Here is a 22,591-nt window from a genome sequence, read left to right on the forward strand (position 1 = left end):
TTCATTTCGCCTTGACTTTGATGGCCTTACCCTGCGCGTCCAGCTCGGTCCAGAAATTCTCCAGCTTCAGGTCCTTGACAGCCTGCAGCACAAACTGCGGGGCAAACCAGTCCTTGACGTTGTAGGCCTGACGGATCAAGCCCAACTTCAGGCCCTCGTCCACCACACGCTGGTAGTCGGCCACCAGGTCGTCGTCGATCAGTGGCGAAAAACGTTCTTTCAGGTTTTCACCCTCCAACTCCGAGCGGATGCCCAGCTCGGGGTTGCCGCTGTGCTCGACCGACAGTTTGATGAAGGCTTCGCGGTTGGACTCTTGTGACGCGAAATGCGCCGCACGCACCAGCTGCTTAACCAAGCGGGCAGTGACTTCGGGGTATTTGGCAATGAAGTCCTCGGTGGCCAACACGCCCGCATCGATCTTGAACTCCGCGCCGCGCCCCTTGGTGCTGATGGGGATGTTCACGCCCTTGTCCTTGAGCAGGAACAGGTCCGAGCCGCCAAAGGTGGCATCGATCTCTTTGGCCACCACCGCCGTCTTGGAGCTGGGCCAATCCAGGTTGATCAGCTTCACGTCTTTTTCGGTCAAACCCGCCGAAGCCAGCAGGTTGTCAAACGGCCGCTGGTACGCCGTGCCTTTGAGGACCGAAATTTTCTTGCCTTTCAGGTCGGCCACGGTCTTGATGTCCACGCCGGGCGCGGTGGCCAGATAACTGTTGGAACCCCTGCCTGAAGCAAAGATGTATTTGGTGGGCAAGCCGCGTGCGCGGCCGATGACCGAGGCCAGATCGCCCAGGAACACCACGTCGAGCTGTTTGGCCGCCAGGCCCTCGGCAATGACCGGGCCTGCACCCCGAAAGAAGTTCCACTCGATCTTGATGCCGTCTTTGGCGAACTCTTGCTCCAGCCATTTGTTGGATTGCAGCACCGTGAGCGGACCCGCACTGACAGATGGTTTGCCTGCCGTACCCAGGTCAGGCGAGCCGATGCGGATGACGGTGGGTGCATCGGCTGCGTTCGCAGCGGACGACCACAGCAGCGCCGAGCTGGCGACAGCGAACAGCGCCGAAGCCACCACGCGGCGGGGGATGCGATGAGTGAGGGATGTTGTCATGTTGTGCTTTCAATCAAAAAAGGAAGAAGTTGTGTAGTAGCGGCGCCCCCGCCGCGATGAGCCGGTTGAGCAGCTCACTGCGCGTTGTGGACAAACCGATCGCCGCGAGGGCGCGGCTCCTACAAAAACGGGGTTACACGGCGAACTGCCACGCATTGATGGAAGCTTGCTCGGGCAAGGGCTCGCGCAATGGCGGCTCGGCCAGCTCGGCGCTGGTGTGCTCGGCAAACTCGGCCAGCACCCGGTCTTTGACTTGGGCAAAGGCGTAGCTGGCGCGGTCGCGGGGGTGTGGCAGCTCTACCGGGATGGTGCGGCGGATGCGACCGGGGCGCGGCTCCATCACCACCACGCGGTCGCCCAAGTACACAGCTTCTTCCACGTCGTGCGTCACCAAAATCATGGTGATGCCCTCGCTCTGCCAGATGCGCTTGAGCTCTTGCTGCAGGTGGGCGCGGGTCATCGCGTCCAGTGCACCAAAAGGCTCGTCGAGCAGCAAGATCTCGGGCCGGTTGACCAGCGCACGCGCAATCGCTACGCGCTGCGACATGCCGCCTGACAGTTGGTAGGGATAGGCCTTTTCAAAGCCCTGCAGACCCACCAGCGCAATGTGCTCACGCACCGCCTGGCGGCGCTGGCCTTCGGTCAGGTCAGAGTTGAGCAGGCCCAAACCAATGTTTTCTTCCACTGTGAGCCAGGGGAACAGGCGGTGCTCCTGGAACACAATGCCACGCTTCAAGCTGGTGCCTTTGACGCGCTGACCGTCGAGGGCGATCTGACCGTCGTAGCCTTCTTCGAGCCCGATGATCAGGCGCAGCAGCGTGCTCTTGCCGCAGCCGCTGGTGCCCACAATGCTCACAAACTCGCCCGGTGCGATGCTCAGGTTAATGTCTTGCAACACAGGCAAGGTCTCGCCCTTGACCTGGTAGTTTTTGTAAAGGCCCGTGATGGCCAAAGTTCCGGCGTGTGCCATGAGTGACTCTTTCAATACTGGGCAATGGTGTTTTGACGCCATGCCAACAATCGTTTTTCAATCAATGACAGCGCGAGGTTGAGCACATAGCCCACCGCACCGATCACCAGCACGCCGAACAGCACCAGGTCCATCCAGAAGTGCTCGCGCCCGTCGATCAAGGTGTTGCCAATGCCTTGGCCCGACACCAGCAGGTATTCGGCCCCCAGCGTGGCCAGCCAGGAGTAGATGAGCGACAGGTGAATGCCCGTGAAGATGGACGGTGCCGCCGCAGGCAACACCACCCGCCGCCACAGCTGCAGTGGCGAAAAGGCAAACACCCGGGCCACCTCGATCAGCTCACGCGGCACGCTGCGAAAACCCTCAAAGGTGTTGAGCACCACCGGAAAGAACGCCGCCAGGGCAATGAAGGCGATCTTGGCGCTGTCGCCCAGGCCAAACCACACCGACAAGAGCGGAATCCACGCGAACAGCGAAATCTGCTTGAGCGTGTGAAAGCTCGGGCCCAGCAGCTTTTCAAACCAGCGCGACGCGCCCAGCAGCGAGCCAAACAACAGCCCCGCCAGCGTGCCGATCACAAAGCCCTGCGCATCGCGCCACAGGCTGGCCGACAACGCTGCCCACAAGTCACCACTGGCCACCTGCGCCACAGCGCGGTCCCAGACTGCCACGGGCGATACCAAGATGGGCGAGGTGGACCATTTCAGTTCCACCGCCAACCACCACAACAGCAGCAAAGCCGATGGCAGCACCAAGCCGCGCAGATTTTTCAAATTCAAATTCAACATGCTCTGGCCCTCTCACAAACCCGGCTTGCGCCAGCGCAGCAAATGCGACTCGGCAGCGCCCAGCAGCTTGTCGATCAGGTAACCCAGCACGCCCACCACCACCACGGCGGCCAACACGATGTCGAGCTGGAACAGCTGACGGCCATAGACGATCATGAAACCGATGCCCTCGGACGAGGCCAGCAACTCCACCACAACCAATGCCAGCCAGGCGTGGGTGAAGCCGTAGCGCAGCCCGTTCCAGATCTGCGCCGTGGCGGCTGGGAACACCACCTTGGTGAGCAACTGCCAGCGCGTGAAGCGAAACACCTTGGCCACCTCCACATGCGCGTTGGCCACGCCCTGAATACCCTGGCAGGTGTTGACCGCCACCGGCACCAGCGCCGCCTTGGCAATCAGCAAGAACTTGAGCGCCTCGTCAATGCCCACCAGCAACATCAAGAGCGGCAGCCAGCCAATGACCGGCACCTGGCTGATGGCCTTGAACAGCGGAAACACATAGGCGTTGAAGCTGCGCGACAAACCCAGCCCCACGCCCAGCGCCAGACCGACCGACGCGCCAATGCCAAAGCCATAGAGCACGCGCACCGCACTGATCTGCAGGTTGTCCAGCAGCTCGCCCGAGCGGGTCAGGTCCACCAGCGTGGCCCACACTTGCTGCGGGCTGGGCAGCACCTGCAAGGCGATCCACTCGTGGTGGCTGGACAAAGCCCACAAGCCCAGCAAGAGCAAAGGCACTACCCAGGCGAGCAACCAGCCCACCGCCCAGGCGCGAAGCCCCTGCAGCCAAGCCCGGCTGCGCGCAGGCGCTTTTGGGCGGGCGGCTTCAGGCTGCGGCGTCACGGGCACTGACGAGGTGATTGCGGAGGACAAAACCGAAGGCACAGTGGCCGACAACACCAAATTCAGAACAGCAGGCATCCGACACCCCACTCAGCGGCCGACCTGCTGGCCGTTGGCCGCGTAGGCAGGCCAGTAGCCTTCCAGCTTGAGTTCCTTCAGCGCGGCGTTCAGGTAGCTGCGGTCAAACCAGCTGTCGATCTCGGGCTTGCCTCGGGTCAGCTTGAGGTCAAACGACTCGTTGGCCGCATCTTTGTAACGCGCCACCAAGAAAGGATCGAGCAACGGCGAGAGGCGCACGCGCAGCGGCTGGCCAATGAAGTCTTCGCGCCAGATCTTGTCGGGGTACTCGGCCTTGCCCCAAGCGTCAAACAGCTCGGCACGGCGGTTTTCGTCCGAGTATTTGTGGGCGTATCTCACAATCACTTTGACCACGCGCTCCACCGCTTTGGGGTACTTGGCGGCAAACTCGTCGGTCACCAGCAATGCGGTCTGGCGGGTGTACTTGAAGTTGTCTTCGTGCGCAGACCAGATGATTTTGGCCAGCCCCTTGTCACGCAGGTTGAAGAGACCCACGTAATCAAAACTCGCGTCAATGTCTTTGGACACCAGCGCCGCCGCCGCCGCCGCCGGGTCCAGGTTGATCAGCTTGACGTCTTTTTCTTTCAGGCCGTGGTCGGCCAGTGCGCGCACGGCAGCCAGGTGCAGGTTGGTGCCCTTGAACACGGACACCTTTTTGCCACGCAGGTCTTCGATGCGGCGGATGGCGGACTCGGGCGCCACGCCCAGGTACAAACCATTGCGCACGCCACTGCCCAAAATGATCTTGGTCTTGACCCCGGCAGCGCGGTGCACGATGGAAGGCAAGTCGCCCTGCCAGGCCAGGTCCAGCTGCTTGTTGACCAGCGCCTCGTTCACAGCGGGGCCAGCGCCCTTGAAAAAAATCCACTCGACCTTGGTGCCGTCCTTGCGGAACTCTTCTTCAATCACCTTGTCCGTATAAGCCAGCGCCGTGGTGCTGCCACCATGGCGCACCGGGTTGCCCACGCCCCCGGTGGCCACACCAATGCGGATCACGGCGGCCGCCTCTGTTTTGGCGTCTTGCGCCTGCGCCACTGCGCCCCCCAACAGGCCCCAAGCCAAAGCCCAAAGGGCAATTCGTCTGTTCATCACTCACTCCTTGTTTGTGCAATGGAGTGACTTTATTCACGCGGCCTTGTGATGAAAACGAATCAAATCAGATAAGAAATGGCTTAGATGAGTTGGGAATATGGATAGATAGGGGTGGGCTGTCCGATTTGGACTGCGGTCAATCTGGGAGAAAGACTGATTGCAGCGAGAGCCATCGGTCGGAGGTACTCTGCATGCGACTGCTTCTGGCCAATACCAGCCGGTGGCAGTTACGTCGGTGTGAATATGTAATCGTGTGGAGCAAATAGAATTGCCTGCGATTGAAGCCAGTCGCAAAAGAAATCAAGACGAAGGTTGTGCCGTGGACGGCGTTTTGCAACGTAATGCAAACCACTGTTGCTAAAACCAAACGGCGCTACCAAGCGACCTGCGAGCATATCGTCGGCCACCAAATGCCTCGGCGCAACAGCAATGCCCAGACCCCCAACAGCTGCTTCAAGCGCAAAGTAGTAATGATCAAATGTGGGGCCAGGTCCCTGTGGGGTGGCGCACCCCATGGCAGTTGCCCACATTGACCAGGCATTTAGACGGCCCTTGGACTGCAGCAGCGTTTTCCCTTCTAAATCGAGTGGCGTTTTCAAGTCAGTACTGGCCGCGAGCGAAGGTGCCAAAACGGGGCCTAGCTGTTCAGGAAACAAGGGCAATATGTTCGGCATATTGGGTGTGAGCTCTTGGACTGCAATGACCAAATCCATTCGTTCTTGGTCAGGATCGTCAGCACGCTGGGTGGTTTGTAGCCGGATTTCAATGTCTGGATATTGCGCCTTGAAATCAAACAACCTGGGTATGAGCCACTTCACCATGAAGGTGCTGAAGCAGGCCACGTCTAGCGTGCCACAGTTGGTATCGCTTACGGCCTTTACCGCTGCTTCTATCTGGTCCAGTGCGGGCGATAGCGCCGACAGCAGTGTTTGAGCTGTCGGGGTGAGCATGGGCTTATTTTTTGAACCTTCGAACAGCTTCACATTGAGGATGCGTTCCAGTTGCTGCACTTGGCGACTGATCGCCCCGGGTGTCACGGACAGTTCAAGGGCTGCAGCACTCATTCGGCCCAGGCGCGCAGCAGCTTCAAAGGCTCGCAAGGCATGTAGAGGAGGAAGTTGGCGTTTCATGTATTTGAGTTTAAGTCACATAAAGATGGCGCATAAATCGCTTTTCTTTAGTGTTTTAGAACCACAAAATCCATCTTTCACAAAGCCAATTAAAGAAAGATCACATGCCATTTATTCGGACCAACCTACCCATAGACACCAGCCCAGAGAATCAGCGCTGCATTGTGCAAGGGATTCACGATGCATTGGTAGAAAGCATCGGCATGCCGCAGGATGAGCTGTTCAATATGGTGTCTCACTACGCTCCCGGCCAATTTGCGTGTAGCCCTAACTTCAATGGCGTCGAAAGATCAGACCGTGTGGTGGTGATTGAAATCACCATGCGCCGTGGCCGAAGCGATGCCATGAAGCGCAACTTATACGCAAGCATCTCCCGCAACCTTGAGGTCACTGCTGGGGTGAAACCGTCAGACATTTTCATCTTCATGCATGAAAACGATTACTCTGACTGGTCTGTAGGACATGGTGTATTTGCCATGGCACTGGTACAACAAGTCGGCTCACCAAAGTAACTGGATTAGGTGCGCCAATGGGCTTCAAATCACAAAAGCCCTGTTCGCATATTTGTTGAATGTGCTGCATACCATTCTGTTTGCTTGAAGTGTTCCGCCCTGCGTTTGGATTGGTGTGCATATTTATAGGGTAGGTGTCGCATCGCTGCGATGCCCAACAGGCTGCTGAAATACTCACCGTTTCTGACGAGCAGCAACATGGCACACAACAACTTCTCTAGCGCGATGCTGGGTTACGGGGTCAAGACCACGAAGCTGAAGGAGGGCTTTCGGCGGGAGGTATTTCAGCAATCTGCTAGTGCTTGGTAGATCGGTTGTCCCGCACGGTGAGTGACTTGGTTTGGCAGCGTCATGTACGGTCATCAGCGCATGCAGCTGGGCTAGGAACGCATCGCTTTCTCAAAACCAGCAGACGTTCTGGTGCCAGTGAGCCCAGCGCACGCCAAGCCCCTTTGAACTCGTCAATTTGGGCAACCAGCGACAACACGTTGGGGGTGATCTGGAGGGTGTCTGTTTTGAACATAGCCGCAAATATCCATAAATAGCCATAAAAAAACCCACGGCTTGCGCCGTGGGCCAAACGAACCCACCACGGTTCAGGAGACAACTGGTGTGCGATCAGAACGCCTGATCAGCAGTGAAGGTGATGCGCTGCAGCTTGCGGTGCTGCGGGAAGTAGTCGCCCACGGCGTAGTGCTGGGTGGACCGGTTGTCCCACATGGCCAGGGTGTTGGGCTGCCAGCGCAGGCGGGCCGGACTTCGGGCTTTGTGATCAGCCCAGGCAGGGGTCTCAAGCAGGACATCTGAATCAGCTCAAAAAACGCAGTACATTCGCATAACAAGATCATCAAAATACAAAGCCATGAAACGCCTGAAGGATGAGACTTTGTCTATCCGCACGTCAGCAGACATTAAACAGTTGGTGCAGCTGGCTGCGGCGCGGGAGCACCGTTCTGTCGCGTCCATGGTCGAGGTGTTGGTTTTGGCCTACGCGCAAAAGCACGGTTTAAAAGCCGATTCAAATGCACCAGTCAGCGCTGTGGAGCAGAAGAAGAAACATGAAACTGATTGACAACATCAACCGCTTGTTTGGCGATGACATCAAGAACAATGTGGAGCCAATCTTCAAGCAGCTTTCGCATTCGACCGAAGTCAAGTGCCTCTGACAGGAACAGCCATGGACCAAGCCGCGTTAAGTGCTTTGCTGGATGAACTCATGGCCACTTGGGAGAACGAGGTGGTCGAGTTCAAACAGGCGGGCAATGACTACGACACTGACAAGATCGGTGAATATTTCTCTGCCCTGGCCAACGAGGCCAACTTGCGTGGCGTGGACCGGGCTTGGCTGGTGTTTGGTGTCAGTAACAAAACCCGCAGTGTGGTGGGCTCCGATTACCGGCCACAGCCCGAGCGCTTGCAAAGCCTGAAGAGCCAGATTGCCGACAGCACAGAACCCAGCGTCACCTTGCGCAACATCCATGTGTTGCAACACGCGGCTGGCCGAGTGGTGCTGATGGAGGTGCCGCCCGCACCCCGGGGCATGCCGATTGCCTGGAAGGGGCACTACTACGCCCGTGCGGGTGAAAGCCGCACATCTTTGGGCTTGGACAAGCTCGATGAAATTCGCCAGCAAACGCTGCTGACGGATTGGACGGCGCAGCTGGTGCCGGGTGCCACCTTGGCGCATTTGGATGAACTCGCTTTGCAATTGGCACGCAGCGCTTTTGCCCAAAAGTACGCCAACCGTTTTTCTGCCGAAGAGGTGATGGCCTGGCCAGTGGCTGCATTTTTAGAGCGTGCGCACTTGTTGCGCGATGGCCAGATTACGCGGGGCACTTTGCTGTTGTTGGGCAAATCAACATCTGCGCATTTGCTTTCGCCACACCCCGCGCAACTGACTTGGAAGCTGGAAGGGCCAGAGCGTGCCTATGAGCATTTTGGCTTGCCGTTTTTGGTGGCCACCAGTGAGCTGTATCAGCGCATTCGTAACGTTCAAATTCGCATCCTGCCCGACAACGTCTTAATTCCGGTCGAGGTGTCCAAGTACGACAGGCGTGTGGTGCTGGAAGCTTTGCACAACTGCATTGCGCACCAGGACTACAGCCGCAGTGGCCGCATTGTGGTGACTGAAACCCCCGCCACCTTGGTGTTTGAGAACGAGGGGCAGTTTTTTGATGGTCAGCCCGATGACTACATTGCGGGCAACAAAACGCCCCGGCGTTACCGCAACCCGTTTTTGGCCCAAGCCATGGCGGAGCTGAACATGATCGACACCATGGGCTACGGCATTCACTGGATGCACCGAGAGCAAGCCCGCCGCTACTTCCCCATGCCCGACTACGACCTGAGCGAAGCAGGGGCGGTGCGCATGACGGTGTATGGCAGCGTGGTGGATTTGGCGTACAGCCGTCTCTTGATCCAGAAGACGGATTTGCCTTTGGCCGATGTGTTGGCCCTGGACCGTGTGCAGAAAAAGCTGCCCATTCCCACTGAAGCGGCCGACCGTCTGCGTAAATTTGGCTTGATTGAGGGGCGCAAGCCCAACCTTCATGTGGCCGCGCACATTGCCAAGGCCACGGGCAGCGTAGCTGCCTACCTCCGCACTCGCGGGCAGGACGACGCCTTCTACATCAAACAGATCACCGACTACTTGGCGGTGAACGGCGAGGCCAATCGCGCCGACATCAACCAACTGCTGCTGGGCAAACTCAGCGATGCTTTGACCGATGGACAAAAGTACACCAAGGTGAGCAATTTGCTGGGCAAGCTGCGCCGCCGGGGGGCGATTGTGAACGTGGGCTCGGACGCTGCACCGCGCTGGCAACTGACCCAAATGAATTAGAGATTTGCAGACAAAAATGAGAGATTTGCCGAGAGATTTCCGACTATTTCCAATGAAATCAATGACTTATTTCGGTCAGCATGACTCTCATAAACATGTGATTGAAGAGAATTTGCAGAGAAGAAAGTAACACTTGTGGAGCCTAAAACAGCTTTTGGGCTCCACAAAACAGTTTGTGGCGTTTGCAGACTCCACAAACACAGGCAAAAGGTCATCGCGCAATGAAGATCAAGTTCAAAACCCCGGCCAACCAGTCGGCCACCGTGCTGGCGGTGGTGGACTGCTTTGTCGGCCGAATCCGGCTTCGATGACTGAAGATTCTGAACTTACGCACCTTCGGGCCGAAAATGCCCGCTTGGTCGTGTTGCTTGAAGCGCATGGCATTGAATGGCGGGCACCGCAGCCCGCCAAGTTGCCGATGCATGAATCCTCGACACTGTCCACCGCTGAAAAAGTTGCTCTTTTCCGTCGTCTTTTTCGCGGACGAACAGACGTGTACCCGGTTCGCTGGGAAGGCCAGAGTTCCGGCAGGTCTGGCTACACTCCAGCCTGTGCGAATGAGTGGCGCAGAGGCTTTTGCGAAAAACCTCGCATCAAGTGCAGCGAATGCAGTCAACGTGTGTTGATTCCAGTGGTTGATTCGGTCATCTATGGGCATCTGGCAGGCGAACACACGATTGGCATCTATCCATTGCTGGAAGACGACTGCTGCTATTTTTTGGCCGTTGACTTTGACGAGGCGGATTGGAGAGACGACGCACAAGCGTTCATGCGCTCCTGCGAAGAACTGGGCGTGTCAGCAGCCCTTGAAATTTCACGATCAGGCCAGGGCGCACATGCCTGGGTATTCTTTGAACATCGCGTTCCTGCACGCGATGCACGGCGTTTGGGCACAGCCCTCATCAGTCACACTTGCACACGAACCCGGCAACTGAAGCTCAACTCTTACGACCGACTGTTCCCCAATCAGGACACCATGCCCAAAGGTGGCTTTGGGAATTTAATTGCCTTGCCACTGCAAAAGAAACCCCGAGAAAGTGGCTGTAGCGTTTTCGTGGATGCAAATCTGCAACCGTATCCAGATCAATGGCGGTTTCTGGCTTCTATACAGCCCATGGCAGTGCAAGACATTGAACCGACCATCTTACGCGCCACGGATGGCGGCCACCCCTTGGATGTGACCTTCATCGACGAAGAGGATTTGGCAAGACCCTGGAAGCGACAGATGACATCAGACAAAAAGCTGACTGAGCATCTGCCCAAGTCGCTGAAGGTCACGCTGGCCAATCTGGTTTATTTTGAGAAGGCGCAACTTCCGCAAGCATTGGCCAATCGCTTGATCCGTCTGGCTGCTTTCCAGAATCCTGATTTCTACAAAGCACAGGCCATGCGCATGTCGGTTTGGGACAAGCCGCGTGTCATTGGCTGTGCCGAAAATTTTCCGCACCACATTGCATTGCCTCGCGGGTGCCTGGATGCGGCTCGGGGTCTTTTACGCGACAACAACATCAGCTGTGATCTGCTGGACGAGCGCTTCAACGGAGAGTCCTTAAATGTTTCATTCCTGGGATCTTTACGGCTTGACCAAGAAGCCGCCGTTGCTGGCATGTTGCATCACGACACAGGCGTGCTGTGCGCTCCAACAGCCTTTGGCAAAACAGTCACCGCCGCCGCCATGATTTCGCGCCGAAGTGTCAACACGCTGGTGTTGGTCCATCGAACTGAATTGCTCAAACAATGGAAAGAACGACTGCAGACATTTCTCGATGTTGAAAAAGGGATGATCGGCACCATGGGCGGCGGCAAGACGCAACTGAGCGGAAGAATCGATATCGCGGTGATGCAGTCAGTCTCCCGACATGGCGAGGTGAATCCTCTGGTAGAAAGCTACGGTCAGGTAATCGTTGATGAATGCCACCATGTCGGTGCTGCGTCCTTCGACGCCATACTCAAGCGAACAAAAGCCAAATACATTCTGGGCTTGACAGCAACTCCGATTCGGCGCGATGGACAACAACCCATCATCTTCATGCAATGCGGGCCGATTCGGTACACAGCAGCAAAACCAACAAGTGGGCCGCATGACTTGAAAGTACTGCCCCACACCCGATTTGCACCCATTCATTTGCCAGCTGATGCGGGGATTCAGCAAGTTTTTCAACACTTGGTGACCGATCAAGCTCGCACACAAGCCATCGCAACCGAAGTCTCGTCGGCGTATGCTCTGGGCCGCAAGGTATTGGTTCTGACCGAACGCACTGAACATCTGGAAGCAATCCAGGCGGCATTGCCTGACTCCTGCCCTGCGTTATTTGTCCTGCATGGCAAGATGCCAAAGAAGCAACGCGCTACGGTCATTTCAGAACTGAACGCTTTACCGCCCCATGCAGCTCGCGTCTTGCTGGCCACCGGTAAGCTGGTCGGCGAAGGTTTCGATCACCCACCACTGGATACCTTGTTGCTCGCCATGCCCATCTCGTGGAAAGGCACACTTGCACAATATGCAGGGCGTTTGCACCGCGAACACGCCAACAAGTCCGATGTTCAAATCATCGATTTCGTGGACACGGGCCATCCGGCACTTTTGCGAATGTGGGACAAGCGGCAAATTGGCTACCGTGCCATGGGGTATCGGATGACTCAGGAAGTCACAAAGGACAGCTCGAAGAGCGAATCATTCGACTGAGCACGACTGCACCGGTTTTTCCTGCAAATTCTCTAACAAAGTTTGGGGTGAACTGATTGATCCGGCCCAGTGAAGTCTTGAACGAAAGGCACGGTAAGTGTCTTGGGGTAAGAGCCCACCCCGTGGGCGATGGGCGTGGCACACGCCCCGAAAACCATTGCCCACAGGGGTGGACTCCTACAAGGATGAGGACAGCGGCATGATGGACATTCGCAAGAAAAAATTTAACCATCATGGTGCCCAATCAATAGGTCATCTGTCTCCCCACGGGATGCACTGCAAGCAACCTCAAAAACCCACGGCTTTCGCCGTGGGCCAAATGAACCCGCCAAGGTTCAGTCGACAAGGGGTATGCGATCAGAACGCCTGATCCGCCGTGAAGGTGATGCGGTGCAGCTTGCGGTGCTGCGGAAAGTAGTCGCCCACGGCGTAGTGCTGGGTGGATCGGTTGTCCCACACGGCCAAGGTATTGGGCTGCCAGCGCAGGCGGGCCTGGACTTCAGGCACGGTGACCAGCGCATACAGCTGCGTGAGCAGTGCATCGCTCTGGGCGCGGGGCAGGCCTTTGATATGGCTGGTGAATGTGGGGTTCACATACAAAATCTTTTTGCCGGTGATCGGGTGCACGCGCACCACGGGGTGTTCCACCGGGGGGTATTTGGCGCGGGCCTCGGCCAGTTGTTGGCCGCTGCTGTCTTTGCCCAGCAGGTATTCGGTCCAGCGGCTGATCTCCCAGGTGTGCACGGCGGTGAGCGTTTCCAGGTAGGCCTTGAACTCGGCGGGCAGTTGGTCAAACGCCGTGGTCAGGCTGGACCAGAGGGTGTCGCCGCCGCTGGCCGGGATGACTTGCGCATACAGGCTGGTGCCCACGGGCGGGTTGTCGCGCCAGGTGATGTCGGCGTGCCAGTTGTTGGCGGCGCTGGGGCGCTGGGCGGTGCTTTCCACAATCTCGATTTCGGGCTGGCTTTCCACGCGGGGGAAGAAGGCTTTGACTTCGTTCACATGGCCAAAGATGCGGGTGAACTCGACCTGCTGCGCGGGCGTGATGATCTGGTCGCGAAAGAAGATGACTTCGTGGCGGGCCAGCGCATCTTGCAGCTCGGCTTTGGTCACGTCGCTCAGGGGCTTGGACAAGTCCAGCCCATGGATGGTGGCGCCAATGGTGGGGGTGTAGGGCTCGACCGCAAAGCGGGTGTATGCCTGGGGCAGATCGTTGAGTTTGGACATCTCGTGTTCCTTTCAAAATTGACTTGAGATGGCTCTACCTTAAAAACCATTCGCACTCAGGTCAAAGAAGGTTTTGGCACATCGATATGTGCAAATCAGTGCAGCGTTTGTTCATGCCATTTGCTTCGTTGTGCGGGCGCTTTGGCAACCTGGTGGTGGTCGGCACCCCGGCCACGATGGCCGACACGATCCTGCAGTGGTTTGACAGGTTTCCAAAAAAGCAAGCCAGCTTGTCGCTGGCTTGAGATGGGCTGGAAGAACGATCCGTTCAGGCCGCTGACCCCAAGTCGTTGAAGTTGCTGATCTTGACCACGCCATCCGGAAATCGGGCAATGACATCCAACTCGCCGCCCATGGCTTCGATGTGGCTGCGCAAGGTGGACAGGTACATGTCGGTCCGCTTTTCCATTTTGGCAATGGAGGGCTGCTGCACGTGGAGAACTTCGGCGAGCATTTTTTGCGACAAGCCACGCGCCTGGCGAAGTTCATTGAGCGGCATCTCCGACAACATGGCCTTCGCTTGGCTGTCGGCTTTTTGGCGTGCCGCAGGGCTCATGGCAGCACGCAAGTCAGAAAATTTCTTGGCCATCAGTTTTCTCCTTCGCGGTGAAGTTGTTCGAGGTGTTCGTCATACAGTTGGTCGGCGATAGGCACATGAACGTCGTACCAGCGGTCGTCACCGGTCTTGTCACCACCGATCAACAAAATCGCCATACGTCGCGGGTCAAAAGCATAAAGCGTGCGGTAAGGGCGTCCGGCATGTTGCGTTCTGAGTTCACGCATGTGGCCATGCCGGGACCCGTTGATGCCGCTGCTGTGCGGATGCCCCAATGACGGGCCACGCGCTTCCAGTAACTGGACCGAGGCAGCCAAAGAAACCTGTTCGGCTTCCGTCAGACTGGCCCACCAGTCACCAAATTCATCGGTGTATTCGACATCCCAAGTCATGCATGAATATACCCTTCAAGGAATATTTCGTCAAGGGCATATGCGGATGATACCGATGCCATCGCGGCGGGGGCGCAGCTCCTACAGGGTTGGGTCAGCTGACCGCCAGCGCCTGCTCCACCGCCTCACGCGTGAGTGTGGGCGCAAAGGTTTCGATGAAGCTGTAGGCGAAGCCGCGCAACCATGCTCCGCGACGGATAGCCAGACGGGTTTGGTTGATCTCGAACAGGTGCCCAGCGTCCAGCAAACGCAAATGCGTGTCGCGGTCCGGGTCCACCGCAATCGACGCGACAATGCCCACACCCATGCCCAACTCGACGTAGGTCTTGATCACGTCGGCGTCCATGGCCGTCAGCACCACATCGGGGCTCAGGCCTTCCTTGGCAAAGGCGTCGTCGATGTGCGAGCGCCCGGTGTAGCCGTGCTCGTAGGTGATGATGGGGAACTGCGCCAGTTGCGCCAGTGTCACGGGCCCGCTGTGGTCCAGCAGCGGGTGCCCCGGCGGCACGACGATGCTGTGCGTCCAGCGGTAACACGGCAAGGCCACCAGCTGAGGGTATTGCGCCAACGCCTCGGTGGCCACGCCGATGTCGGCCTCGCCCGAGAGCAGCATTTCGGCCACCTGCTTGGGCGAGCCTTGGTGCAGGTGCAATGACACGTTAGGGAACAGTTGCCGAAAGTCACGCACCACATGCGGCAGCGCATAGCGCGCCTGCGAGTGGGTGGCCGCGATCGAAAGTTGCCCATTGAGCTTGGCGCTGAAATCATCGCCCACACGCTTGATATTTTCTGCACCCAACAACAGCTGCTCCACCAAAGGCAGTAGCGCCTGGCCCGGCGGCGTGAGGCCCGTCAGGCGTTTGCCGTTGCGCACAAAGATCTCGATGCCCAGCTCGTCTTCCAGTTCGCGGATCTGGCGGCTCACGCCAGGCTGCGAGGTGAACAGCATGTTGGCCACTTCGGTGAGGTTGAAGCCGCACCGCACAGCCTCGCGCACCGATTTGAGTTGCTGGAAGTTCATGCCGCCACCGCTTGTCCTGCCTTGACCGATGGGTGCGCCGGGCGGCTCAGGCCCAGGTGATCGCGCAGGGTGCGGCCTGTGTATTCGGTGCGGAACAGACCGCGCCGCTGCAGCTCGGGGATGACCAGCTCAGCAAAGTCTTTCAGGCCATGCGGCAAGGTGGGCGCGAGCACATTGAAGCCGTCGGCCGCGCCGGTCTTGAACCAGTGCTCCAGCTGGTCGGCGATGTGCTCGGGCGTGCCCACCAGCGTCCAGTGGCCACGGGCGCTGGCCACACGCTCATACAGCTGGCGAATCGACAAGTGCTCGCGGGCGGCCAATTTGGCAAAAAGTTCCTGACGGCTTTTCCAGCCCTCGGTCACGGGCAGGTCTTGCGGAAAGGGGTCGTTGATGTTGTAGCCCGACAGATTGACATTGCCCAAGAATGCCGACAGCAGGCCCAGACCCAGCACCGGGTCGATCAGGCTTTGCAGTTGCTCGAACTTCTCTTGCGCCTCTTGCTGGCTGCGGGCCACAAAGGGCGAGATGCCGGGCATGATTTTGAGGTCATCGGCTGTGCGGCCATAGGCGGGCAGGCGCGACTTGAGTGAGGTGTAGAACGCACGGGCGTCTTCCACGGTTTGTTGTGCTGTGAACACCACTTCGGCCGTCGCTGCAGCCAGGTCTTGCCCGTCGTTGGACGAGCCGGCCTGCACCAGCACCGGGTAGCCCTGCGGTGCACGTGGGGCCTGCAGCGAGCCTTGCACGTTGAACTTGAGCCCCTGGTGCGCCACACGGTGGAGCTTGTCTGTGTCAAAGAACCGGTTGTTGACCTTGTCGTGGATGAAAGCGTTGTCTTCCCAGCTGTCCCACAGGCCTTGGGTGATCTTGACGTATTCGTGGGCGATCTTGTAGCGCTCGGCGTGTTCGAGCTGGTGCGGCAGGCCAAAGGCCTTGGCTTCAAATTCGCTGCCCGAGGTGACCAGATTCCAGCCGCTGCGACCAGCGCTCAGGTGGTCGAGCGTGGCGAACTTGCGCGCCAGATGGTAGGGCGGCAGGTAGGTGGTGGAGACCGTCGCCACCAAGCCGATGCGCTCGGTCACGCCCGCGAGGGCACTTTGCAAAAGCAAGGGGTCAAAAGGGTAAGGCAAGGCGTTGCGGGTGATGACGTCGGCCGGACCGTCGCTCATGCCCACGTTGTCGGCAAAGAAGACCGCGTCAAATTTGGCAGCCTCGGCCTGACGCGCCCAGTCTTGCAGGGTGCGCAGGGTGGTCGAAGCGGAGGGATCCACGTCGGGGTGGCGCCAGGCGGCCAGATGGTGGCCAACGCCAAAAAAGAAGGCCCCCAGATGCAGTTGCCGTGGTTGTTTTTGTTGAGTCATTGTTGTTCTTTCACTGGGGGCCAGAGAGGATCAGCGTTGAGCGATCACAGCTTGGCGATGGACACTTCGGTCGACTTGACCAGGGCCACGACTTCGGAGCCGACTTTGAGCGCCAGGTCGTCCACCGAGCGGGTGGTGATGACCGAGGTCACGATGCCCCAGGGGGTCTCGACATCGATCTCAGAGACGACATCGCCGCGAATGATCTCTTTGATCTTTCCTTTGAATTGGTTGCGAACGTTGATGGCTTGAATGGACATGGTTTTCTCCTTGAAAAGTCCGTTTGAAAAAAGAGGTTCAGATGGCCCAGCGCAGGCCACCCGCAGGGGGGCTGATCCACGAGGTGTCCACGCTGGGCTCTGGGTCTTCGCGCTGCAGAACGCGGTCGAGGATGCGTTTCTCGATGGCGGCAAAGCTGGCATCGCCGCGTGATCGGGGGCGTGCCAGTGGGATGCGCTCGTCCAGCGCAATCGCGCCGTCTTCGATCAGGATCACACGGTCGGCCAGCGCCACGGCTTCCTGAACGTCATGGGTGACCAAGAGGGCCGTGAAACCGTTGGCCTTCCAGAGGTTTTCGATCAGCTCGTGCATTTCGATGCGGGTGAGCGCATCGAGCGCACCCAGCGGCTCGTCGAGCAGCAGCAGTTGCGGGTTGTGCACCAGGGCGCGGGCCAGGGCCACGCGTTGGCGCTGCCCGCCCGACAGGCGTGCGGGCCATTCTTTTTGGCGGTCGCCCAGGCCGACTTGCGCCAGCACCTTGGCGGCAGCGGCTTGGCCCGACTCGGGCAGGCCCAGGGCCACGTTGTCGAGCACGCGCCGCCAGGGCAGCAAGCGCGCCTCTTGGAACATGATGCGGGTGTGGTCGTTCAGGCCCTTCACGGCTTGACCGTCCAGCAGCAGTTCGCCTTGCGTGGCAGGCTCCAACCCGGCCACCAGGCGCAGCAAGGTGCTTTTACCGCAGCCGCTGCGGCCCACGATGGCGACGAATTCGCCTGGCTCTATGCGCAGTTCCGTACCTTGCAGAACTTGTCGCTGGCCGTAGCTTTTGCCCAAGTCCCGCGCTTGCACGCGCACGCCGCCCTGCCCTTTGGATGTTGTTTCTTGTGTCATCTGCTCTCTCCGTTCATTGGTAGCCGGGGTGCCAGCGCAGCCAGTACTTCTCCAGGCCTTTGGCAAACACGTCTGCCAGCTTGCCCAATGCGGCGTAGAGCAAGATGCCCACCAGCACCACATCGGTCTGCAAAAACTCGCGGGCGTTCATGGTCAGGTAGCCGATGCCCGCTTGAGCTGAGATGGTCTCGGCCACGATCAGGATCACCCACATCAGGCCCAGCGAAAAACGCAGGCCCACCAGGATGGATGACATGGCACCGGGCAGGATGATCTGGCGGTAAAGGCCCCAGCGCGAGAGGCCATAGGTGCGGCCCATCTCGATCAGACCCGGGTCCACATTGCGAATGCCGTGGAAGGTGTTGATGTAGATCGGGAAGAACACCGCCACCGAGATCAAAAACAGCTTGGCGCTTTCTTCGATGCCAAACCAGAGGATGACCAGCGGGATCAGCGCCAGCGCCGGAATGTTGCGCACCATCTGGATGGTGGAGTCGAGCAGGGTTTCGAGCCAACGCACCGAGCCCGTGAGCAAGCCCAGCACCAGACCCAGGCCACCACCGATGGCCAGGCCCAAAAGCGCCCTGCCCGCGCTGATGCGCACATGGGTCCAAAGTTCGCCCGATTCGGCGAGTTTCCAGGCGGCATCAACCACGCTCAGGGGCGCGGGCAGCACCCGAGTAGACAGCCAGCCGAGTGTGGACGACAGCTGCCACACGATGACCAGCGCCAGCGGCACCAGCCAGGGCAGCAGCCTTTGCCCCACAGACTGCACAAACTGCAGCAAGGGTTGCCAGTCGATCGGTGAGGACGCGACGTTCAACCCCCAAGACTGCTCGGCCGCCAAGGTGGAGGACACCTCGGGCGGATAAACGTCGAGGAACAAATCGCCTTTGTCGATCTCGGCGTCGGACGTGTTTTGCACATGACTCATGCGGCCCCCCTCAGCTTTGCGCCACTTTGGCTTCAGGCGGCACGACGGCGTTGCCCATGACCTCGCCCACGGGCGCGACCTTGTGCTGACCGGGCGCCTGGATGCCCACATGCGGGAACACCAGTTCTGCAAAGCGGTAGGCCTCTTCAAGGTGCGGGTAGCCTGAGAGCACAAAGGACTCGGCCCCGATGTCCTGGTATTCCTTCAGGCGGCGGGCGATGGTTTCGCCGTCGCCCACCAGCGCGGTGCCCGCGCCGCCACGCACCAGGCCCACGCCCGCCCACAGGTTGGGGCTGATCTCCAGTTTGGCGCGGTTGCCGCCGTGCAAGGCACGCATGCGCTTTTGGCCCTCGGAGTCCATGTGGGCCATGTTGGCTTGCGCCTTGGCAATGGTGGCGTCGTCCAGGTGCGAGATCAGGCGGTCGGCTGCGGCCCAGGCTTCGTCGTTGGTCTCGCGCGGGATGACGTGCAGGCGCACGCCGAACTTGACCTTGCGACCGAGCTTTTCGGCGCGGCGGCGCACATCGTTGAACTTCTTCTCGACCTCGGCTGGGGGTTCGCCCCAGGTGAGGTACAGCTCGACCTGCTCGGCAGCAAGATCGTGCGCAGCATCGGACGAGCCCCCAAAGTACAGGGGTGGGTAAGGCTTTTGCACCGCCGGGAACAACTGCTTGGCACCTTTGACCTGGATGTGTTTGCCCTCGTACGTGACTTCTTCGCCTTTCAGCAATCGCGTCCAGACATGCAGGAACTCGCGGGCGTGTTCGTATCGCTCGTCATGGCTGAGAAAGGTACCGTCGGCCTCCAGATCAGCCGAGTCGCCGCCCGCCACCACGTTGACCAGCAGACGACCACCGCTCAGGCGGTCGAGCGTGGCGGCTTGGCGTGCAGCCACCGTGGGCGAGATGGTGGTGGGCCGCAGCGCCACCAAAAATTTCAGACGTTCGGTGACCGGGATCAGGCTGGCAGCCGAAATCCAGGAGTCCTCGCAGGAGCGGCCCGTGGGCAGCAGCACCCCGCCATAACCCAGCGCATCAGCGGCTTGCGCCACTTGCTTCATGTAGGCGTGGTCCACGGCGCGGGCGCCTTGTTGCGAACCAAGGTAACGGCCGTCGCCGTGCAGGGGGATGAACCAGAAAATGTCCATGGTGTTCTTTCAGTGGGGGTTAAAAGCGCGAGCCGGTCTTGAGCCCGGAGTTCGGGTTCCAGACGATGTCGTTCACGCGGATGGGTTTGGGGATCAGCACCAGGCTGGAAAACGCGTCGGCCACGCGTTGCTGGTCAATCACGGTTTCGGCGCTGAGGCGGCTCACGGGCGATCGTGGGCGGCGCTGAAGAAACAAGCTCACCACCCCGGCGTCCAGCCCGCTGAAGTCGGCGATCAGCTTGATGGCCTGGGCACGGTGCTCTTGCACAAAGCGGTCAGCTTGGGTGAGCTCATCAAACAAGGCCTGCAGCACATCCGGGTGCTGGGTGGTGAACGCACGCGAGGCCAGATAAAACGAGTTGTTGCCCGACAGGCCTTTGCCGTTGGCGATCACACGGGGTTTGACGGCCAGCTCGGTGGCGGCATAAAACGGGTCCCAGATCACCCAGGCGTCCACACTCTTGCGCTCAAAGGCGGCGCGGGCATCGGCGGGGGCCAGGTAAATGGGCTGGATGTCGGACCACTTCAAACCGGCTTTGTCCAGGGCGCGCACCAGCAGGTAGTGCGAGCTGGAGCCTTTTTGCAGCGCGATCTTGCGGCCCTTGAGGTCTGCCAGGGTGTGGATGCTGGAGTCGGGCAACACCAGGATGGCCGAGCTTTCAGGCTTGGCCGGTTCGGCACCGACGTAAAACAGGTCTTTGCCCGCAGCCTGTGCAAACACCGGAGGCGCATCGCCCGTGAGGCCAAACTCCAGACTGCCCACCGACAGGGCTTCGAGCAACTGAGGGCCTGCTGGAAACTCCAGCCAGGTGATTTTGCTTTGCGGGAAACGCTTTTCCAGCACGCCCTGCTGCTTGAGGATCACCAGGTTGACGGCCGACTTTTGATAGCCAATGCGGATTTGCTCGGGGGCCTTTGCAGCCGCTGCACCTTGCGCCCATGCGCCGGGCAAGGTGATCGGGCCGCTGAGCCCCCAGGCCGCGGCCGACTGCGCCAGCAGGCGCAGCCATTGACGCCGCTGGGCGTTGCCCGGTGCACTCGGGCTGTGGTCTTGATGGTTCATCAACGCGCTCCTGTTGGGGGTCTTGCTCAGGACAAGTCCACTGGGGCGGCGTGCAGCAAGTTGAGCTTTTTGGGGATCAGCTTCAACTCGAAGAAGGTGTCGGCAATCGACTGCTGCTCGGCCAGAATGTCGCGGTTGACCACGGCGGTGCCAAAGGCCGAGCGGTTGAGGTACAGCTCGGTGATGGACTTGTCCAGGCCCAGCACGGCAGACAGCTCGGCAGCAGCAGCCAGCTTGTTCTTGCTGGCCCAGGTGTCGATGGCGTTGATCTCTTCGATGGCGATCTTGAGCACATCGGGGTTCTTGGTCGCAAAGTCGCGCGAGGTGAAGTAATACGCCCGGTTGTTCACCACACCCGAGGCATCGGCCAGCAGGCGGGCGTCGAGTGTTTTTTGCGCGGCAGCGAGGAAGGGGTCCCAGATGATCCAGGCGTCGATGGCGCCTTTTTCAAAGGCAGCGCGTGCATCGGCGGGTGGCAAAAAGATGGACTGCACATCGCTGTATTGCAGGCCATTTTTTTGGAGCAACTTGACCAGGAAGTACTGGACGTTGGAGCCTTTGTTGTAAGCCACACGCTTGCCTTTGAGGTCGGCCACGGTTTTGATGGGAGAGCCTTTGGGCACGATGATGGCTTCGAGCTTGGGGCGCGGCACGGTGGCACCCGCATAGACCAGCGGCGCGCCTGCGGCCTGCGCAAAGATGGGCGGCGCTTCGCCCACATCGCCAAAGTCAATCGACCCGACGTTGAGCGCTTCGAGCTGCACGGGGCCGGCGTTGAACTCGGTCCAAGTGACGGTCACGCCCAGCGGGGCCAGGCGCTTTTCGAGCGTGCCCCGGCCTTTGAGGATGGACAGCCACCCTTTTTGGTTGCCGATGCGCAGCACGCGAGGGGCTTTGTTTTGCGCCCAGGCGCTGGTCGTGGCCAGCAGCACCGAGGCGCTGGCCGTGGTGGCCAGGAACTGGCGGCGAGAAATGTCAGATGCAAAGGTCATGGTGTGTTCTTTTTGGCATCAAACGGCAAGGCTTCGCCCAGACCGCTGATGCGGGTTCAAAAATAGGAAAGGAAAAAAGGAGAACGTGAAATGAACAGCGGGCGCTGTTCACACAAGGCGTCAAACGCTACATCGCACTTCAGAAAACGGCACCGACTTGAAGCGGCCCGCGTTGGACAAACCCTGGATCAGGTTTTCCACCACCAAAGTGTCGACCGCTTCATCGAGGCGGTTGCCAATGTCGTCGGCCACTTTGTAAGTGCCCTCTGGCGTCACGATCACTTGCGCATCGGTGGCGTAAATGCCGGGCAGGATGTGCTTGGCGCCGAGCGACTGCAGCACTGGGCGCAATGCGTAGTCCAGCGCCAGCATGTGGTGCGGGCTGCCGCCGGTGGCCAGAGGCAGCACGGTTTTGCCTTTGAGGGCGGTTTGCGGCAGCAGGTCCAAAAAGACTTTGAGGATGCCGCTGTAGGCCGCCTTGTAAACCGGCGTGGCCACCACCAGCACCGAGGCTTGAGCCACCAGCTCTTGTGCGGCCAGCACGGACGGGTGCCCGAAGTCGGCCAGCAGCAAGGCTTGCGGGTTCAGGTCGCGCACCCGCAGGCGCTGCACTTGCACGCCCCGGCTTTCGAGACGTTGGCCGGTGGCGTCCAGCAGTGCCGCCGTGCGCGAGCGATCCGACGGGCTTCCTGCGATCAATAAAACAGACATGTCAGCTCCTGGGTTCAGATCAATG

24 protein-coding genes are annotated in these 22,591 nt (G+C 59.4%); 5 read left to right on the top strand and 19 right to left on the bottom strand.

Going from position 1 to position 22,591, the window contains the following annotated elements; genetic code table 11:
* Position 1 precedes the first annotated feature (1 nt).
* The 6 genes from B9Z51_RS10580 to B9Z51_RS10605 all read right to left on the bottom strand — a co-directional run bounded on the left by B9Z51_RS10580 (position 2) and on the right by B9Z51_RS10605 (position 6,012).
* A complete protein-coding gene (locus B9Z51_RS10580) occupies positions 2-1,111 on the bottom strand; it encodes an ABC transporter substrate-binding protein (RefSeq protein WP_108374339.1) in 1,110 nt (369 codons plus the stop codon).
* A 133-nt stretch (positions 1,112-1,244) separates the two neighbouring features.
* Positions 1,245-2,081 (bottom strand): ABC transporter ATP-binding protein, encoded by an 837-nt coding sequence (locus B9Z51_RS10585; protein WP_108374341.1) that lies wholly within the window; start codon positions 2,079-2,081, stop codon positions 1,245-1,247.
* Positions 2,082-2,092: 11 nt separating this feature from the next.
* Positions 2,093-2,869, bottom strand: coding sequence for an ABC transporter permease (locus B9Z51_RS10590; protein WP_108374343.1), 777 nt, complete (start codon positions 2,867-2,869; stop codon positions 2,093-2,095).
* A 12-nt stretch (positions 2,870-2,881) separates the two neighbouring features.
* A complete protein-coding gene (locus tag B9Z51_RS10595) occupies positions 2,882-3,742 on the bottom strand; it encodes an ABC transporter permease (RefSeq protein WP_369959072.1) in 861 nt (286 codons plus the stop codon).
* A 60-nt stretch (positions 3,743-3,802) separates the two neighbouring features.
* A complete protein-coding gene (locus B9Z51_RS10600) occupies positions 3,803-4,879 on the bottom strand; it encodes an ABC transporter substrate-binding protein (protein WP_108374347.1) in 1,077 nt (358 codons plus the stop codon).
* Between the two features lie 230 nt (positions 4,880-5,109).
* On the bottom strand, positions 5,110-6,012 hold the full coding sequence (locus B9Z51_RS10605; RefSeq protein WP_108374349.1) for a LysR substrate-binding domain-containing protein: 903 nt from the start codon (positions 6,010-6,012) through the stop codon (positions 5,110-5,112).
* Positions 6,013-6,116: 104 nt separating this feature from the next.
* On the opposite strand from B9Z51_RS10605, the gene B9Z51_RS10610 reads away from it, so the two are divergent.
* Entirely contained in the window at positions 6,117-6,524 is a 408-nt protein-coding gene (locus tag B9Z51_RS10610) for a tautomerase family protein (RefSeq protein WP_108374351.1), read from the top strand.
* 618 nt (positions 6,525-7,142) lie between these two features.
* Here the strand turns inward: B9Z51_RS10610 and B9Z51_RS10620 are convergent.
* On the bottom strand, positions 7,143-7,322 hold the full coding sequence (locus B9Z51_RS10620; RefSeq protein ID WP_369959074.1) for a TauD/TfdA dioxygenase family protein: 180 nt from the start codon (positions 7,320-7,322) through the stop codon (positions 7,143-7,145).
* A 64-nt stretch (positions 7,323-7,386) separates the two neighbouring features.
* Between B9Z51_RS10620 and B9Z51_RS10625 the strand changes: the two genes are divergently transcribed.
* The 3 genes from B9Z51_RS10625 (at position 7,387) to B9Z51_RS10635 (ending at position 12,052) form a co-directional block, all read left to right on the top strand.
* On the top strand, positions 7,387-7,596 hold the full coding sequence (locus B9Z51_RS10625) for a hypothetical protein (RefSeq protein ID WP_108374353.1): 210 nt from the start codon (positions 7,387-7,389) through the stop codon (positions 7,594-7,596).
* 105 nt (positions 7,597-7,701) lie between these two features.
* Positions 7,702-9,366, top strand: coding sequence for an RNA-binding domain-containing protein (locus tag B9Z51_RS10630; RefSeq protein WP_108374355.1), 1,665 nt, complete (start codon positions 7,702-7,704; stop codon positions 9,364-9,366).
* Positions 9,367-9,673: 307 nt separating this feature from the next.
* Positions 9,674-12,052, top strand: coding sequence for a DEAD/DEAH box helicase family protein (locus B9Z51_RS10635; RefSeq protein WP_108374357.1), 2,379 nt, complete (start codon positions 9,674-9,676; stop codon positions 12,050-12,052).
* A gap of 357 nt (positions 12,053-12,409) precedes the next feature.
* On the opposite strand, the gene B9Z51_RS10640 is transcribed toward B9Z51_RS10635, so the two are convergent.
* Positions 12,410-13,279 carry a TauD/TfdA family dioxygenase gene (locus B9Z51_RS10640; protein ID WP_108374359.1) on the bottom strand — a complete coding sequence of 290 codons (870 nt, stop codon included), beginning with the start codon at positions 13,277-13,279 and terminating at the stop codon, positions 12,410-12,412.
* A gap of 113 nt (positions 13,280-13,392) precedes the next feature.
* Here B9Z51_RS10640 and B9Z51_RS18965 point away from each other — a divergent pair, with 113 nt between their 5' ends.
* The gene (locus tag B9Z51_RS18965; RefSeq protein WP_255419305.1) at positions 13,393-13,524 is read left to right on the top strand and encodes a hypothetical protein; all 132 of its coding nucleotides are present in this window, start codon (positions 13,393-13,395) and stop codon (positions 13,522-13,524) included.
* Positions 13,525-13,547: 23 nt separating this feature from the next.
* Here the strand turns inward: B9Z51_RS18965 and B9Z51_RS10645 are convergent, their stop codons facing one another.
* The 11 genes from B9Z51_RS10645 to ssuE form a co-directional block, all read right to left on the bottom strand.
* Complete coding sequence (locus B9Z51_RS10645; RefSeq protein ID WP_108374361.1) at positions 13,548-13,868, bottom strand: XRE family transcriptional regulator; 321 nt, start codon at positions 13,866-13,868, stop codon at positions 13,548-13,550.
* Positions 13,868-14,227 carry a type II toxin-antitoxin system RelE/ParE family toxin gene (locus B9Z51_RS10650; RefSeq protein ID WP_108374363.1) on the bottom strand — a complete coding sequence of 120 codons (360 nt, stop codon included), beginning with the start codon at positions 14,225-14,227 and terminating at the stop codon, positions 13,868-13,870. The genes B9Z51_RS10645 and B9Z51_RS10650 overlap by 1 nt, the downstream gene beginning before the upstream one ends.
* A 94-nt stretch (positions 14,228-14,321) precedes the next feature.
* Complete coding sequence (locus B9Z51_RS10655) at positions 14,322-15,248, bottom strand: CysB family HTH-type transcriptional regulator (protein ID WP_108374365.1); 927 nt, start codon at positions 15,246-15,248, stop codon at positions 14,322-14,324.
* A complete protein-coding gene (locus tag B9Z51_RS10660; RefSeq protein ID WP_108374367.1) occupies positions 15,245-16,609 on the bottom strand; it encodes an LLM class flavin-dependent oxidoreductase in 1,365 nt (454 codons plus the stop codon). The genes B9Z51_RS10655 and B9Z51_RS10660 overlap by 4 nt, the downstream gene beginning before the upstream one ends.
* Before the next feature lie 44 nt (positions 16,610-16,653).
* Positions 16,654-16,869, bottom strand: a complete 216-nt coding sequence (locus B9Z51_RS10665; RefSeq protein WP_108322464.1) for a molybdopterin-binding protein — start codon at positions 16,867-16,869, stop codon at positions 16,654-16,656.
* A 37-nt stretch (positions 16,870-16,906) separates the two neighbouring features.
* Positions 16,907-17,719, bottom strand: coding sequence for an ATP-binding cassette domain-containing protein (locus B9Z51_RS10670; protein WP_108374369.1), 813 nt, complete (start codon positions 17,717-17,719; stop codon positions 16,907-16,909).
* A 13-nt stretch (positions 17,720-17,732) separates the two neighbouring features.
* Positions 17,733-18,653: an aliphatic sulfonate ABC transporter permease SsuC gene (gene ssuC, locus B9Z51_RS10675; protein WP_108374371.1), complete on the bottom strand. Its 921-nt coding sequence runs from the start codon at positions 18,651-18,653 to the stop codon at positions 17,733-17,735.
* A 10-nt stretch (positions 18,654-18,663) separates the two neighbouring features.
* Positions 18,664-19,800: an FMNH2-dependent alkanesulfonate monooxygenase gene (gene ssuD, locus B9Z51_RS10680; RefSeq protein WP_108374373.1), complete on the bottom strand. Its 1,137-nt coding sequence runs from the start codon at positions 19,798-19,800 to the stop codon at positions 18,664-18,666.
* A gap of 19 nt (positions 19,801-19,819) precedes the next feature.
* A complete protein-coding gene (locus tag B9Z51_RS10685) occupies positions 19,820-20,863 on the bottom strand; it encodes a sulfonate ABC transporter substrate-binding protein (protein WP_108374375.1) in 1,044 nt (347 codons plus the stop codon).
* A gap of 26 nt (positions 20,864-20,889) precedes the next feature.
* Entirely contained in the window at positions 20,890-21,855 is a 966-nt protein-coding gene (locus tag B9Z51_RS10690; protein ID WP_108374377.1) for a sulfonate ABC transporter substrate-binding protein, read from the bottom strand.
* Between the two features lie 120 nt (positions 21,856-21,975).
* The gene (gene ssuE / locus B9Z51_RS10695) at positions 21,976-22,566 is read right to left on the bottom strand and encodes an NADPH-dependent FMN reductase (protein WP_108374379.1); all 591 of its coding nucleotides are present in this window, start codon (positions 22,564-22,566) and stop codon (positions 21,976-21,978) included.
* Between the last annotated feature and the right edge of the window lie 25 nt (positions 22,567-22,591).

It is taken from the genome of Limnohabitans sp. T6-5 (assembly GCF_003063315.1).
Lineage (GTDB): Bacteria > Pseudomonadota > Gammaproteobacteria > Burkholderiales > Burkholderiaceae_C > Limnohabitans_A.